Origin of the sequence: Bacillus sp. AFS012607 (genome assembly GCF_002558005.1) — a bacterium.
GTDB lineage: Bacteria > Bacillota > Bacilli > Bacillales > Bacillaceae_G > Bacillus_A > Bacillus_A thuringiensis_S.
The window spans coordinates 397282-410836 of sequence record NZ_NTVM01000010.1 but is presented as its reverse complement, the minus strand read 5'-3'; the positions used below and the strand labels follow the sequence as shown (position 1 = coordinate 410836).

Below are 13555 nucleotides of genomic sequence, written 5' to 3'. Positions count from 1 at the left end.
TTTCAAAAAAGTTGTCAACGAATTTAATCTTATTTTAAAAAAAGTTAACAATATATTTTGTCATAAAACGGTAGATGCTGAAGAAATATATTTCTCCAGCATCACGCAAAAAAGAACAGATATGAAACTATAATCTGCTCTAAAAAACGATTACATTTATCAAATTTACCTTATTAAATATATTATACATATACTTTCGTTTTTCGTTACATACTAAAAGATAACTATTATAGAAAAAGATTATTATTATGGAACTTCAATTTATTTATGAAAAGTTTATTCAGAGTGCTCAATACGCAAAATATCTTTTACAAATATGTGATGTGGATTTTCATCTTTATCAAGCATTGTACATACAGGAGCTTCTTCATCAAAGTATACAATCATTCCTTCTACGTACTGATATGTATGTTGAACTTGTACAGTTACTTTAATTTCTATCGCTTCTTCATATGCTCTTTTTATTTTCTGAAGCATTTTTGCTGAACATTTTCGTTTCTCTGGATACATAACCATTCCCATAAATCTATTGCCGGCTCTATCTTTCCACATATAATCCCAATGTGGTAAAATGCCTTGTTTAAAATCGCCCATAATTCCCCTCTCCTTTATCTTTTATTTATCCCGCATTAAACGTTCGATTGGTGTCGGCTACTAATCAGTGAGGGATGCCCTGCTGATCAAAATTCCCCTTTATGAACGTGGCGTTTCTGAATATGTATAAATCACTTGCCCGCCTCGTTGTGCGTTACCAATGAAATGCTTAAAGTCTTCTCTATTTACAACAACTTCTCTGAACGTATAAAATACATCTTTCGTAACAACATACTCCGTTATTTCACCATTTTTCAGCTGATCTAAAATTGTATTTGCTAATTCTTTATCCATGTATTTCACCTCTCTGCAATATTTTATTTTATCGTATATTCTATAGGTCAACAACTGTAAAATTATCCCGCTATTTGCAGGCGGTCCGATTGGTGTTGGCTACTAATCAGTCGTGGAATGAACAAAAGTCTTACTGATTAACGTTTCATTTTATCTCGTTGTTATGCCATGATTTTATTTTCGTTATTTCGCAAACAATATCGTTTTACTATATGTCCACTAAATATCATATACTAACATAGCTACTTCTCTATATCAAACATTTCGGCATTCAATTATGCAAAGTTCCATACCACTATGCTACAATATACAAATAGAACTAGGAGGGATACTATGATTCGGAAAGCAAAAAAGACAGATGCACTGGCAATAGCTCCTTTATTGTATAATGCTCTGCATGAAATTGCTGAAAAAATCACAGGTAGCACAGTTAAAGCAGAAGTATTACTAGGACTTGAGACATGGTTCTCAAAAGAAAATAACCGTCTGAGCTACGAAAACTGTTTTGTCTATGAACAAGACGAGAGTGCAGTTGGAATTATTGTCGCTTATCACGGTAGTGAAGCAACACAGCTTGACGCACCAATTGTACATCACTTAAGAGAATTACATAAAGATGAATCAATTACGTTAGAAAAAGAAGCTGAGCTTGATGAGTATTACATTGATACATTATCAGTTTCAAGTGCACACGGCGGAAAAGGTATAGGTTCTAAATTAATTGAAGCTGCCGAAATCTATGCAACTGAAAAAGGGCATGAAAAAATCGCTTTACTTGTTAATTTAGAAAACACACGCGCCTATTCACTATACGAAAAGTTAGGTTATAAAAAAGATGAAATTGTTATGCTAGTAGGCGAACCTTATGCTCATCTCGTAAAAACATTAAACGTCAAAATTTCTATATCTTAAAAAGAAAGCACACGATTTATATAAATCGTGTGCTTTTATGTTAAATTCGTATTTAATATATTTCCATCCATCGCCTCGTGAAACGTATATGTTGTACATCCCCATGGCTTTCTATGCAAAATAGGAGAACCAGACCATCCCATTGCCCTCAGCTCCGTTCCAATCATCGAATTAAAATACTTATGACCTACAAGAGCAATACTTCCATGTACGAGAGCATAACGATGTAACAGGTAAGCCGCTTGCCTTGCCCTCTCTCTTACTTCCTTATAAGACTCAACATCTTTATGGTAGCCAAGTATCCATAATGTTCGTCCAATGAACATCCATACCTTAATTGTGCATTTCAACCACTTCGGAGCAAAAAAGCATGAAGGAACTTCAGCTTCTCTAAAAAGAGAATTTTGCATAAAAGATAAAGAATCTGTCAATTCAGCTGCTGATTGTACAGCACGCCTTTGATCACTTGTTAAGACAAATTTCGCTGCTTCAATTGCCTCTATTGTTTCTATCGGCATTTTAGCTTTTTGTATCATTGATTCGGAATCATACTGTTTCATCCATTCGTGAAATGAATTAATTGTCATCGGTTCTCTTATACGACCTAAACAACCATGACGAATAAAAGAAATCTTCATTCTTTTCACTCTCCATTCATCACTTACGAACTCTATTATGCACTAGTTCTAAATATCATACCACGCAAGAAAAGAAAGTTATATACCTTTACATCTCCCCACCACTATCATGTGTTATCGAAGCATGGGTACCATCCATCCCATCAAAATATGTATTCGTATCATATTGACGAATCTTTTTTAAATGCATATAAGAAAATAAAAATAAAATTAAAGCTATAACACTCCCCACAAATTCAAACATCATTTTACCGCCTCTAATTTCTCCCACTTCAGCAGGTTATTCTACTTTTTCATTATACCTCGATATAAAGATTTCCGCATTTTTGCTATTTTTTCAAATAACATGGATTTTCTACATATTTTCTTACAAAAAGTGAATTTTTTTCGAATTTTTACTTTGGAAACATTTACAAAGTAGGAAATATGGTTCAAAATAGGAGGAAATAAAAAAACCCAAATTTATTCTTTTTTTGGGAAAACTGTAACAAGGAGAGTTGCTTATGCAGATCGCAGAAACTGGAGATATCATCGAATTTAAAGGTGGAATGCAAGGCCGTGTTCAAAAAGTAAATCAAAACTCTGTTATTGTTGATATAACAATTATGAAGAATTTTAGAGAACTAGATATGGAACCTCTTACAGTTGTAAGTCATAAAAACTATACTGTCATTAATCAAAATGCATAATATAATAGAAAGAAAGGGCCTGNNCAGGCCCTTTCTTTCTATTAACGATTATCAATTGTTTCCGGATATAGATCGTGGTTCATCATGCGGTAGTCAGCCATTTGTTCATACTTCGTCCCCGGGCGACCGTAGTTGCAGTATGGATCAATTGAAATGCCACCACGTGGTGTAAATTTCCCCCATACCTCAATGTAACGTGGATCCATTAATTTAATTAAATCGTTCATAATAACGTTCATGCAATCTTCGTGGAAATCACCATGATTGCGGAAACTAAATAAATACAACTTTAAAGATTTACTCTCTACCATTTTTTGCTCTGGAATATAGCTAATATAAATTGTTGCAAAATCTGGTTGTCCTGTTTTCGGACATAAACTTGTAAATTCAGGACAATTGAATTTTACAAAATAATCACGGTTTGGATGATTATTATCAAATACCTCTAATATTTCTGGGCTATATTCAAATAAATATTTTGTATTTTGATTTCCTAGTAATGTTACATCTTTTAAATCTTCATCTAATCTTCCTGTCATTTTAAACATCCCTTCTCATTATACGCCGCGTTTATTTCCCCATACTAACGCATGAAGCTGGGGCAATACTTTTGCATCATTCATCTCTTTACAATTTACAGCTTTATCAATCAGCCACTCATACTTATCTAATAATTTTTTAATAAGCATTGCATCATCCACTGTTTTTGTATCATCGTTTCCTACTTGCAAGAAAAATGGTACATCTGGATAACGTTCGTGCATCTTAACTGCATATTCAAAATCATGATCATCGAATACTACTACTTTTAAACTAATATCTTTTCCTGCTAGTTTCTGAATAATAGCATCTAACTTCTGAAAATCTGTTTTCATCGTCGAACTTGGTGGTTTTGGAGAAATTGTTACTTCATCAATTTGAAGTAACCAATCTTGCCATTTACTCCCTTGAGTTTCAATTGCCGTCCGCATTCCATTTTCTTTTAATATAGAAAGAAGAAACTCAATATTTTTCAGCAATGCCGGATTCCCGCCTGAAATCGTAACATGAGAAAATTTTTCTCCTCCAATTGCAACAAGCTCATCCCAAATATCTTCTGCTGTCATCTGTCTAATTTGATTTTTAGCTGATCCATCCCATGTAAAAGCAGAATCACACCAAGCGCAGCTATAATCACAACCAGCCGTACGGATAAACATTGTCTTTTGCCCTACAACCATTCCTTCACCTTGAATAGTCGGACCAAATATTTCTAAGACAGGGATTTTACTCATCGAGCATCCACTCCCGTCTTACTTCCGCATAACTAGTCGGCGTCTCAAATAGACGAACAAATTCTACGCGAGCTCCTTTATATTCGTTCACTCGATTCTCTTTAGTTAGTGCCTCTGCCATCTTTTCATAAATCCAAACGACCATATTTTCAGCAGTCGTATTCATTGCAGGTAACGTTTCGTTTAAATAACGATGATCTAAATAAATTTCGATTTCATTCTTCCAAATCTCTTTTATATCACCAAAGTCAATTGCAAGTCCTATTTCATTTACATATCCACTAATTCCAAATACAACTTTATATGTGTGACCATGTAAGTTTTTACATTTCCCTTCATAACAGTGTAAATGGTGTGCTGCATCAAATGTAAATTCCTTGCTGACCATTACTCTTTTATTATGGTATTTGAGCTGTTTACGCTGAATATCCTTGTCCATTTTTTGCAAATTTTCTACGATGCGAAATCCAAAGAAATTATCCATTAGTTGTTCGCTCCTTCGCGTTCTTGTAGGTACGTATCTAATCCTGCTTTACGAAGTTGGCACGCTGGACATTCACCGCAACCATCACCAATGATTCCGTTATAACATGTTAATGTTTTTTCTCGAACAAACTCAAATGCTCCAAGTTCATCTGATAATTTCCATGTTTCAGCTTTATCAATCCACATAAGTGGCGTGTGAATGACAAACGGGTAATCCATGGATAAATTTAAAGTAACGTTTAACGATTTCACAAACACATCACGGCAATCTGGATAACCACTGAAATCAGTTTCACATACACCCGTTACAATATGACGTGCTCCAACTTGTTTTGCTAATACAGCAGCAAATGATAAGAAGAGTAAATTTCGTCCATCTACAAATGTCGATGGCAATTCACCTTCTTCATGTGTAATCTCCATATCCGTTCTCGTTAACGCATTTGGAGCAAGTTGATTTAATAGACTCATATCTAGTACCGTATGCTTTATTCCTAGCTCTTTTGCAATTTTCGCTGCACAATCAATTTCTAGCTTATGACGTTGATTGTAATTAAAAGTTACAGCTTCTACCTCTGCAAACTGCTCTATTGCCCAAAATAAACATGTTGTACTATCTTGTCCTCCACTAAAAACAACAACTGCTTTTTCTTTTTTCATTTCACTCATTCTCCTTCTCTACTATAAATAAGAAGAAAGAACGTTCTTGAACTGTCACAATAAAAAAACAAAACAATACCTAAGGATATTGTTGTTTCCATAGTTTTTTATAGAGGGAGTTCGCGAACCTCTCCCGCGCGGTGCACGGAATTTCTTCTTTCATTGACACAGCTTATTGTAACATATTGTATACTAGCGTAAAAATTTCTGATTTTTCCGCTATTTATTATTTCATTTCTTTCATTTTATAGTATGATTAATTTAATATAAGAAGAGAGGAGGCATCCCACTGAAATCCTTTATTATTTATCTCTTTTTAAATATATTATTCATCCTTATTACAATGCTCGTATATCATTTATTTTGGAATCAAAAAGGGAAACGCTCTCCTAAATTAAATTCAGCTATATTTATTGTATTGTGTTGCCTCGCTACCGTACTCTGTATTACATTTGCAGCAAAAACAAATAATGGTTTTCAATTTGATATGCGCCATATTGTATTAATTGTCGGTACATTAACGGGAGGGCCTATTGCTGGTGGTTCTATCTTAGTTGTATTAAACATATATCGCTTACTATTAGGTGGGGTAGGTGTTTTCCCATCTCTTATCGGTTCTGTTCTTCTATTTATTGTTCTACTATTAACATATAAATTTTTCAATCGAACTTCTAATCGTATAAAAATAACACTTGCTATTATCTACAGTCTCACATACGGATTTAGTTGGATACCTTTCTTTCTTTCAAAGGTTACAAATAAGACTGATTATATACCGCATATTATTGTATATGAGTTATGTTCAATGCTTGGTACGATCCTAATTTTATATTTACTACACATATTACAAACTCAAGTTCGTCTCCAAAACGAACTTATAAATGCTGAAAAGTTTCATTTAATTGGTGAAATGGCAGCGTCTATCTCTCATGAAATTCGCAATCCATTAACTTCAACGAAAGGGTTTTTACAACTGTTACAATCAGATACATGCACTGAGCAGGAACGAAAATTATATATCGACATTGCCATTAACGGCATCGAACAAGCAAATCATGTTCTTACAGATTATTTAACTTTTGCCAAACCAAGCATTGAAAAAGAACAAACATTACAGTTAGAAGAAGAATTACTACATGCATTGTCGTTAATTACACCGCTTGCTAATTTAACAAATGTACGTACTCATTATATAAAGCAAAGCACTTCTTTTTTTATCGCTGGAGAAAAACAAAAACTAAATCAATGTTTATTAAATATTTTAAAAAATTGCATTGAGGCTATGCCAAAAGGCGGTGATCTTTATTTCACATTAGTTCCTGATCATAAGCATATTCAGTTATATATAAAAGATACAGGAATCGGTATGGATTCAGAACAAGTAAAACGTCTTGGTTCGCCTTTCTATTCAACGAAAGAAAAAGGCACTGGACTTGGAATGATGGTCGTATTCAGTGTTGTTCAAGCTATGAACGGAAAAATTGATATTATAAGTGAAAAAGGAATCGGTACAACCTTTTTATTAACTTTTCCACTCATACAAAAAACGTGATGAAATAATCATCACGTTTTTTCTGTTCCTTCAACTAATTCAGCAAAAGCTTTCACTTTTCCGTGCGGTTGTTGATTTTCTTTACGCGCTTTCCAGGCGCGCTCCTCTTCTCGCTTCTTCTTAGACATATTTTTTCAACTCCTTCTTTTCTTTCTCCATGTAGTATTCCAAAATAAGAAAGAAAACTATGCACATATCAAAAAAGAAGTGGTTTCCCACTTCTTCCACTTTAGCGTTGCAAAATTGCATGTTTCGCCTCTTTTAACTGCGTAAGATGTCTTTGTTCATGCAAATCAAGAAATTGAACCCATTGATACAAATTCAGATCATTAAAAACAGGATGCTTTAATCCATTTTCAAATAGATCTTTTTCATCTATAACACTATGAAGCGCGTGTAATAGTTCTTGTCGTGAATGTTCTAGTAATTGAATTCCTTGCTGTTTTTTCATTAAAGTTTCTGTTGGTTGCATTTGCTGAGGAGCTTCTCGTTTATGTGTGCGATCAAGCGTAAGTTGGAGGTCTTTAAATGGAGTCATGTTTCTTTCGTTTTTTTGTAAAGCATATACAAGGGCAGACGTGACAGATTGTTCAACTAAATGCAAGTGGTGTAAAATTTGAGTAATACTCCATTTATCACGGCGTGGCTTTACATTCACTTCTGTATCATTTAACATTTCAATTTCTGATAATAGCGTGCTTCGGGTAGACTGTAATGAGTTTACTAAACTTTCTAAACTCACATCCATATTAGATTGAAGCATACTTGTTCCCCCCTTTTGTTGGTGAAAAGAGGTGCTCCTTATTAGAAACACCTCTTTAGTATTCTGAATTTTCTTTTATTATCTCATCATTTTCCCATTATGTCGATGTTAAACATGTGAAAAAAAGCGCATGTTTTTTACAATTTTGTGTCGTCAATCGCATGTAACCATGCTTCAATTTCTGTAATAACACTTTTCACACAGCCTTCAGCAAATGGTGATGTTAAATTTGCAACTTCTACTAATTCTAAGAACGATTTACTTCCACCTTGTTGGCACAGATTCACATAATCTTCCCACGCCTCTTGTCTATTATCTCTTGCACGTTTCCAAAATTGTAGCGCACAAATTTGAGCAAGCGTGTAATCAATATAATAGAAAGGTGAACTATAAATATGCCCTTGACGTTGCCAAAAACCACCGCGCTCTAAATAATCATTATCCTCATAATCACGATGCGGTAAGTATTTCTTCTCTATGTTACGCCATGCTGTCTTACGCTCTTCAGGTGATGCTTCAGGATTTTCATATACATAATGTTGATATTCATCAACTGATACGCCATAAGGTAAAAACAGAAGTGCTGAACTTAAGTGAGAGAAGTAATATTTATCTGCATCTTCTTCAAAGAATAGCTTCATCCATGGCCATGTAAAAAATTCCATACTCATAGAGTGGATTTCACACGCTTCATATGTTGGCCAATTATATTCTGGAATTTCAAATTTACGACTTTCATATACTTGGAAAGCATGACCTGCTTCATGTGTTAATACATCAATGTCACCAGATGTTCCATTGAAGTTTGAGAAAATAAATGGCGCTTTATAATTCTCAATATATGTACAATATCCGCCACCAGCTTTTCCTTTTTTCGCAACTAAATCTAATAAATCATTATCTAGCATGAAATTGAAAAATTCATCTGTCTCAGCCGATAACTCTTTATACATCGTCTTTCCATGATCAACAATCCAATCCGCATCTCCTTTTGGAGTTGGGTTCCCTGTAGCAAACTCAAAGTTTTCGTCGTAATAAGCTAACTTCTCTACACCGATACGTGCTTGTTGTCGCTTTCTTAATTCCGTTGTAACGGGAACGATATAATCCAGCACTTGCTGACGGTAATTAGCCACCATCTCCGCATTATAATCTGTACGGTACATTCTTGCATATCCAAGTTCAACAAAGTTTTTGAAACCTAAAGATTTTGCGATTTTCGTTCTCACTTTAACAAGCTCATCATAAATACGATCTAGTTCTTCCTCATTTCCAGCTAAAAATCCGTAGTATGCTTCACTTGCTGCTTTACGTTCGCTTCTTTCTTTTCCTTGCATAAACGGAATCAGTTGCGATAACGTTCTTTCTTCTCCAGCAAAGTCAATTTTTGCAGATGCTAATAACTGTGTATATTGCGACGATAATTTATTTTCTAATTGTAAATCTTTCACGACTTCATCTGAATATGTTTTTAAATCACATTCTGCTAGAGCAAATAATTGTTTTTCATAATACGCCTCTAATTCTTCACGAAATGGAGAATTAATGAGTGCCTTATAATATTTTGTACCATATCCTTGTACAACTGGAGAGAATTCATCAAAGAAATCCTGCTCCTCCTTATAAAAAGTATCCGTCGTATCAACAGAATGGCGAATGTAACAAAGGTTTCCCATTGTACCAAAATCGTTGCGAATTTCATTAATTGAATTAATGACTTGTTTTTGTTCTTCTACAGTTTTTGCGTTATCAAACTTCTCTAAAGCAACAGTAAATTTCTCTTTTAACTCTTCAATATTTGGGCGTTTATATTCATAGTCTTTAAATGACATGAACGAGCCTCCTCTCCATTACATACCTTTACTATAATTCAATACGTATTCCCGAATTCCCTCTTAATTTTCAACAAAATTCGGCAGTTACTACCCTGAGTTCATTGCAAATAAAAAAGCCTTGGATTTATTTATCCAAAGCTCCTTTGGAACATATTATTATTTTTCATACTTCCCAATTTTTTTTAATAGATCAAGTAATTCATCTTTTTCATCTTTCGTTAACATTTCAAAAGACTGATGTATAACTTTCTCATGCCCCGGAAAAATAGAAGCAATAAAGTTCTCGCCAGACTCAGTTAATTGCGCGTAAATAACACGTCTGTCATTCGGGCATGGGATTCTCTTTACTAATCCCTTTTTCTCCAGCTTATCTACAACATATGTAATGCTGCCACTGGCTATTAAAATGCGCTCACCAATTTGCTGGAGTGGTTGACCGCCTTTATGATATAGCAGTTCTAATACAGCAAATTCCGTTGGATTTAACCCGTTACTTTGTATAGATTTATTTGTAGTATCCATAACAGAACGATGTACACGAGATAATGCAATAAATACTTTTAAAGATTGAGAAATATCTTCTCGTTCATTATTTGATGTCATACAACTTTCAACCCTTCACTTAAATTCTCAGCAATAAAAAGAAAATGCCACTTCATACTTCATGTGAATTCCGAATGAGCATTCACTCATCCATTTCCTCTCCCCTAATATATTAAGAATCATTCTTGAATAAAAACATGACAATTTTAACATAGTTTATATATAATGATAATAAAAAAAGAAGGAGTACCACATTTGAAAGTCAAATTCCAAAGCATAATTATATATATATTGCTTGTTATCCTACCGACAATAGGGATTGGTGCTACATTTTATTCGTATCATACATATAAAATGAAACAGGAAAACAAATTATCCGCTCATACAGTTCTCTTTTTATATAGAGATTATTTAGATCATCATCTTGGTGAAGCAATTTCTGCTTTAGACATGCTTGCAAAAGTTGTAGGCACCGAGACTGGTAATATAAATGGCATTAAACAAATTGTACATGATACAGATGGAAACGATGCACGCTTTTCTGGTCTATATTACGCTACACCAAAAGGGGTCATTACAATCGCATCTGAAGATGAATCAAAGCCCGTAGATGTTTCAGACCGTAAATATATTCAAGACGTGCTACAAACTAAAAAAACCACTGTATCATCAGTCATTACTGATCGCGTTCTTGGACATAAAGCTATTATGATTGCTGCCCCCATATTCAATAAACAGAAGGAGCTCTCAGGATTATTATTAGCTAGTTTACGCTTTGATTACATTTCATCTTCTTTAAATGCCATTAAACCACAATACCATTTTGAGGTAACTGATAAACATGATGTAGTTTTTCTAACCGATGATAATAATGACACAAGTGATACGCATTCTAATATGCTTACTACTCCACTCCAAAGATTAAATTGGAAGGTCTCTGTTTCACCATTACCTATTCATCAAAAAAACTTATACCAGTGGGTTGCAATAGAGTGTATCGCTACTTTATTTTTAATGTCTATTTTATTTTTACTTGCTCAATATATGTTGTTAAAACGTCAAACAAAACTTGAAAGACAACAAAATGAACTACAGAAAATTGAATTAGTTGGAACTTTTGCAGCAAGTACAGCACACGAAATCCGTAATCCTCTTACTGGAATTAAAGGACTCGTCGCTCTATTAAAAGAGAAATATAAAGATGAACAAGATCAGTTCTACTTTTCCGTAATTGAACAAGAAATAGAGCGAATCAATGAAATTGTAAGTGAATTTCTTATTCTCGGCAAGCCAACCGCCATCATCGAACAAACATATGACGTAAGAACAATTCTAAATGAGGTAGCATTAATTATTCAATCTGAGGCGAATTTACATAACATTGTATTCCATTTACATTTGCCAGACCATCCTGTTCATATCCGTTGTTCGAAAGACCATATGAAACAAGTGGTTTTAAACATTACAAAAAATGCAATTGAGGCCATGACTTCTAGTGATACACTAACCATTGTAGTAAAAAACAATGAAACACACGCACAATTACAGATTACAGATACTGGAAAAGGGATTCCGCAACATATTCAAAAACACCTCTTTCATCCGTTCTTTACTAATAAAGATACTGGAACAGGTCTTGGACTTGTCATATGTAAACGAATTGTAGAGATGTATAATGGGCATATTTTTATTGACAGTACAGAAAACGAAGGAACGACAGTTCATATCGAAATTCCGTTACACATAGTATAATTATCCTTATCCTATAAGGGCAATTATACTTATTTCATAAAACCAGCGACAAGCATTCGCCAAAAATTATTTGATTTTCCTTCATACCCGATTTGGAAAATTGGTATTTTTATAATTGAAAACCATTTCGGTGTTTGTTTTTCTTTATAACACTGATATTGTAAAATAAGCTTGTCCAATTCTTGACTAACTTGAATTGTCTCCCTACTATTTAGCCCACTTGTTAATCCTAGTTGAATCATTTCTTCACGTTTCATATGAATATCACGTGAAAGCTTTTCTAATGTGTACTTCCTTTTTACAGTAAACATCCATATCCCCCTTATTATACTTCCATGCTCTCAACTTCACTTCTCCATTGACCTTTTTAACTACTTAATCATATACAAATTTGAAGAATCAGAAATTTTAACATTTTCTCCCTGTAATTTACAAATCTTTACCCTCACTTTGAGAATTATTACAAATTATTCTATCTTTGTAAATACATTCGCAATAATAGACATTTTTTTCATCTTCTTTTTTTACAAATTCTACGTAAACCGGGGATTCTTAATTTTCCACCTACTTTTCTTCGACATTTTTTGTTTAATTTATATAAAAAAGCAAAACATAATGATGATTGATAAAGTGAAACTTTAATCAGTGTTTTTTGTTCAGCCCCACTGATTATTAGCATTCACCAATCGTGCGTTTATAGGCAGTGAATCTCCCACCTATCCAGCCCAATGTTGAGGTGGGAGTCTTACTACCCACAAATAGCGGGATAACAATAGAAAGGAAATATTTATATGCGAAAATATACGATTACATTGTTCATCATTGTTTTGTTTTTACCGTCCTTCTTATTTCCTATTCAAGCAAATGCTCATACAAATAAAGTTGCTATTGTCATTGATGATTTCGGCAATAATATGAAGGGGACTAATCAAATGTTATCACTTCCCATTCCGCTCACTGTTGCTGTTATGCCTTTTCTTCCTTCCACAAAAGAAGATGCAATAGCCGCCCATAAAAAAGGCCATGAAGTTATTATACATATGCCAATGGAACCTATTAAAGGTAAAAAAGAATGGCTTGGACCGAAAGCAATTACAACCGATTTAAGCGATGAAGAAATAAACAACCGACTTGAACAAGCGATTCAAGAAGTTCCGCATGCAATTGGAATGAACAATCATATGGGGTCAAAAGTAACAGCGGATGAAAGAATTGTTCGCCTTATACTTGCTGCTTGTAAAAAACACGGTTTATTTTACTTAGATAGTAAAACTAATCCTAATAGTGTCGTCCCAAAAATCGGAAAAGAATTAGGAGTTCCTATTATTGAAAACCAACTATTTTTTGATGATGTGTATACAGCAGGACATATTTCAAAACAAGCCCAATTACTCATCAAAAAAATTCAAGAAAAACCTATTATGGTAGCTATCGGGCATGTGGGCCCCCCAGGTGAAATTACATCACGCGTTATTGAAACTTCTATCCCTAAAATTCGTGAGCATGCAGACTTTATTTTTTTATCTGATCTAGCATTATCCCCGCCTCCTGTTTCAAAATAAA

At 34.0% G+C, this 13555-nt stretch carries 18 protein-coding genes and 1 riboswitch; of the genes, 5 read left to right on the top strand and 13 right to left on the bottom strand.

Features of this window, described 5'->3' with window-relative positions; translation table 11 throughout:
* Positions 1–276 precede the first annotated feature (276 nt).
* Together CN409_RS12505 and CN409_RS12500 are read right to left on the bottom strand one after the other, a co-directional pair.
* Entirely contained in the window at positions 277–594 is a 318-nt protein-coding gene (locus CN409_RS12505; protein ID WP_000502199.1) for a hypothetical protein, read from the bottom strand.
* A 99-nt stretch (positions 595–693) separates the two neighbouring features.
* Positions 694–888 carry a hypothetical protein gene (locus CN409_RS12500; protein ID WP_000356686.1) on the bottom strand — a complete coding sequence of 65 codons (195 nt, stop codon included), beginning with the start codon at positions 886–888 and terminating at the stop codon, positions 694–696.
* A gap of 333 nt (positions 889–1221) precedes the next feature.
* Here CN409_RS12500 and CN409_RS12495 point away from each other — a divergent pair, with 333 nt between their 5' ends.
* A complete protein-coding gene (locus tag CN409_RS12495; protein WP_000619541.1) occupies positions 1222–1800 on the top strand; it encodes a GNAT family N-acetyltransferase in 579 nt (192 codons plus the stop codon).
* Between the two features lie 35 nt (positions 1801–1835).
* On the opposite strand, the gene CN409_RS12490 is transcribed toward CN409_RS12495, so the two are convergent.
* Positions 1836–2438 (bottom strand): phosphoglycerate mutase, encoded by a 603-nt coding sequence (locus CN409_RS12490; protein ID WP_000703092.1) that lies wholly within the window; start codon positions 2436–2438, stop codon positions 1836–1838.
* Between the two features lie 88 nt (positions 2439–2526).
* Positions 2527–2682, bottom strand: a complete 156-nt coding sequence (locus tag CN409_RS31820; RefSeq protein WP_002083105.1) for a hypothetical protein — start codon at positions 2680–2682, stop codon at positions 2527–2529.
* Between the two features lie 259 nt (positions 2683–2941).
* Between CN409_RS31820 and CN409_RS12480 the strand changes: the two genes are divergently transcribed.
* Positions 2942–3127: a YkvS family protein gene (locus CN409_RS12480; RefSeq protein WP_001165082.1), complete on the top strand. Its 186-nt coding sequence runs from the start codon at positions 2942–2944 to the stop codon at positions 3125–3127.
* A 41-nt stretch (positions 3128–3168) separates the two neighbouring features.
* Here CN409_RS12480 and queF read toward each other — a convergent pair whose 3' ends face one another.
* From queF to queC, 4 genes are read right to left on the bottom strand one after another with little or no spacing between them, the layout of a single operon-like run.
* Positions 3169–3666: a preQ(1) synthase gene (queF, locus tag CN409_RS12475; protein ID WP_001986050.1), complete on the bottom strand. Its 498-nt coding sequence runs from the start codon at positions 3664–3666 to the stop codon at positions 3169–3171.
* Positions 3667–3684: 18 nt separating this feature from the next.
* Positions 3685–4401 (bottom strand): 7-carboxy-7-deazaguanine synthase QueE, encoded by a 717-nt coding sequence (queE, locus tag CN409_RS12470; RefSeq protein WP_000036303.1) that lies wholly within the window; start codon positions 4399–4401, stop codon positions 3685–3687.
* Positions 4394–4885: a 6-carboxytetrahydropterin synthase QueD gene (gene queD / locus CN409_RS12465; RefSeq protein WP_000368414.1), complete on the bottom strand. Its 492-nt coding sequence runs from the start codon at positions 4883–4885 to the stop codon at positions 4394–4396. The genes queE and queD overlap by 8 nt, the downstream gene beginning before the upstream one ends.
* Positions 4885–5547, bottom strand: a complete 663-nt coding sequence (queC, locus tag CN409_RS12460; protein ID WP_000711598.1) for a 7-cyano-7-deazaguanine synthase QueC — start codon at positions 5545–5547, stop codon at positions 4885–4887. Before queC ends, queD begins: the two co-directional genes overlap by 1 nt.
* A 93-nt stretch (positions 5548–5640) precedes the next feature.
* A riboswitch (PreQ1 riboswitch) is annotated at positions 5641–5684 on the bottom strand.
* A 206-nt stretch (positions 5685–5890) separates the two neighbouring features.
* Here queC and kinB point away from each other — a divergent pair.
* Positions 5891–7099: a sporulation sensor histidine kinase KinB gene (gene kinB / locus CN409_RS12455; RefSeq protein ID WP_002083096.1), complete on the top strand. Its 1209-nt coding sequence runs from the start codon at positions 5891–5893 to the stop codon at positions 7097–7099.
* Positions 7100–7110: 11 nt separating this feature from the next.
* Here the strand turns inward: kinB and CN409_RS32330 are convergent, their stop codons facing one another.
* The 4 genes from CN409_RS32330 to CN409_RS12435 form a co-directional block, all read right to left on the bottom strand.
* Positions 7111–7227 carry a DUF6254 family protein gene (locus CN409_RS32330; protein ID WP_000038355.1) on the bottom strand — a complete coding sequence of 39 codons (117 nt, stop codon included), beginning with the start codon at positions 7225–7227 and terminating at the stop codon, positions 7111–7113.
* 101 nt (positions 7228–7328) lie between these two features.
* Positions 7329–7862 (bottom strand): DinB family protein, encoded by a 534-nt coding sequence (locus tag CN409_RS12445; protein WP_000941975.1) that lies wholly within the window; start codon positions 7860–7862, stop codon positions 7329–7331.
* 137 nt (positions 7863–7999) lie between these two features.
* Positions 8000–9694: a M3 family oligoendopeptidase gene (locus CN409_RS12440; protein ID WP_000008588.1), complete on the bottom strand. Its 1695-nt coding sequence runs from the start codon at positions 9692–9694 to the stop codon at positions 8000–8002.
* A 159-nt stretch (positions 9695–9853) separates the two neighbouring features.
* The gene (locus CN409_RS12435) at positions 9854–10300 is read right to left on the bottom strand and encodes a MarR family winged helix-turn-helix transcriptional regulator (RefSeq protein WP_000203336.1); all 447 of its coding nucleotides are present in this window, start codon (positions 10298–10300) and stop codon (positions 9854–9856) included.
* A gap of 195 nt (positions 10301–10495) precedes the next feature.
* Between CN409_RS12435 and CN409_RS12430 the strand changes: the two genes are divergently transcribed.
* Positions 10496–11992, top strand: coding sequence for a DUF3149 domain-containing protein (locus CN409_RS12430; RefSeq protein ID WP_000865060.1), 1497 nt, complete (start codon positions 10496–10498; stop codon positions 11990–11992).
* A 29-nt stretch (positions 11993–12021) separates the two neighbouring features.
* On the opposite strand, the gene CN409_RS12425 is transcribed toward CN409_RS12430, so the two are convergent.
* Entirely contained in the window at positions 12022–12303 is a 282-nt protein-coding gene (locus CN409_RS12425; protein ID WP_000495536.1) for an aspartyl-phosphate phosphatase Spo0E family protein, read from the bottom strand.
* A gap of 480 nt (positions 12304–12783) precedes the next feature.
* On the opposite strand from CN409_RS12425, the gene CN409_RS12420 reads away from it, so the two are divergent.
* Positions 12784–13554 carry a divergent polysaccharide deacetylase family protein gene (locus CN409_RS12420; RefSeq protein WP_001234134.1) on the top strand — a complete coding sequence of 257 codons (771 nt, stop codon included), beginning with the start codon at positions 12784–12786 and terminating at the stop codon, positions 13552–13554.
* The last annotated feature ends 1 nt before the right edge of the window (position 13555 follow it).

Coding starts and splice junctions, on each gene's coding strand:
- queC (WP_000711598.1), bottom strand. CDS start 5,547: ATGAAAAAAGAAAAAGCAGTTGTTGTTTTTAGTGGAGGACAAGATAGT.
- CN409_RS12425 (WP_000495536.1), bottom strand. CDS start 12,303: ATGTTTACTGTAAAAAGGAAGTACACATTAGAAAAGCTTTCACGTGAT.
- CN409_RS12420 (WP_001234134.1), top strand. CDS start 12,784: ATGCGAAAATATACGATTACATTGTTCATCATTGTTTTGTTTTTACCG.
- kinB (WP_002083096.1), top strand. CDS start 5,891: ATGCTCGTATATCATTTATTTTGGAATCAAAAAGGGAAACGCTCTCCT.
- CN409_RS12480 (WP_001165082.1), top strand. CDS start 2,942: ATGCAGATCGCAGAAACTGGAGATATCATCGAATTTAAAGGTGGAATG.
- CN409_RS12490 (WP_000703092.1), bottom strand. CDS start 2,438: ATGAAGATTTCTTTTATTCGTCATGGTTGTTTAGGTCGTATAAGAGAA.
- queF (WP_001986050.1), bottom strand. CDS start 3,666: ATGACAGGAAGATTAGATGAAGATTTAAAAGATGTAACATTACTAGGA.
- CN409_RS12445 (WP_000941975.1), bottom strand. CDS start 7,862: ATGCTTCAATCTAATATGGATGTGAGTTTAGAAAGTTTAGTAAACTCA.
- CN409_RS32330 (WP_000038355.1), bottom strand. CDS start 7,227: ATGTCTAAGAAGAAGCGAGAAGAGGAGCGCGCCTGGAAAGCGCGTAAA.
- CN409_RS31820 (WP_002083105.1), bottom strand. CDS start 2,682: ATGTTTGAATTTGTGGGGAGTGTTATAGCTTTAATTTTATTTTTATTT.
- CN409_RS12435 (WP_000203336.1), bottom strand. CDS start 10,300: ATGACATCAAATAATGAACGAGAAGATATTTCTCAATCTTTAAAAGTA.
- CN409_RS12495 (WP_000619541.1), top strand. CDS start 1,222: ATGATTCGGAAAGCAAAAAAGACAGATGCACTGGCAATAGCTCCTTTA.
- queE (WP_000036303.1), bottom strand. CDS start 4,401: ATGAGTAAAATCCCTGTCTTAGAAATATTTGGTCCGACTATTCAAGGT.
- CN409_RS12505 (WP_000502199.1), bottom strand. CDS start 594: ATGGGCGATTTTAAACAAGGCATTTTACCACATTGGGATTATATGTGG.
- CN409_RS12440 (WP_000008588.1), bottom strand. CDS start 9,694: ATGTCATTTAAAGACTATGAATATAAACGCCCAAATATTGAAGAGTTA.
- CN409_RS12500 (WP_000356686.1), bottom strand. CDS start 888: ATGGATAAAGAATTAGCAAATACAATTTTAGATCAGCTGAAAAATGGT.
- queD (WP_000368414.1), bottom strand. CDS start 4,885: ATGGATAATTTCTTTGGATTTCGCATCGTAGAAAATTTGCAAAAAATG.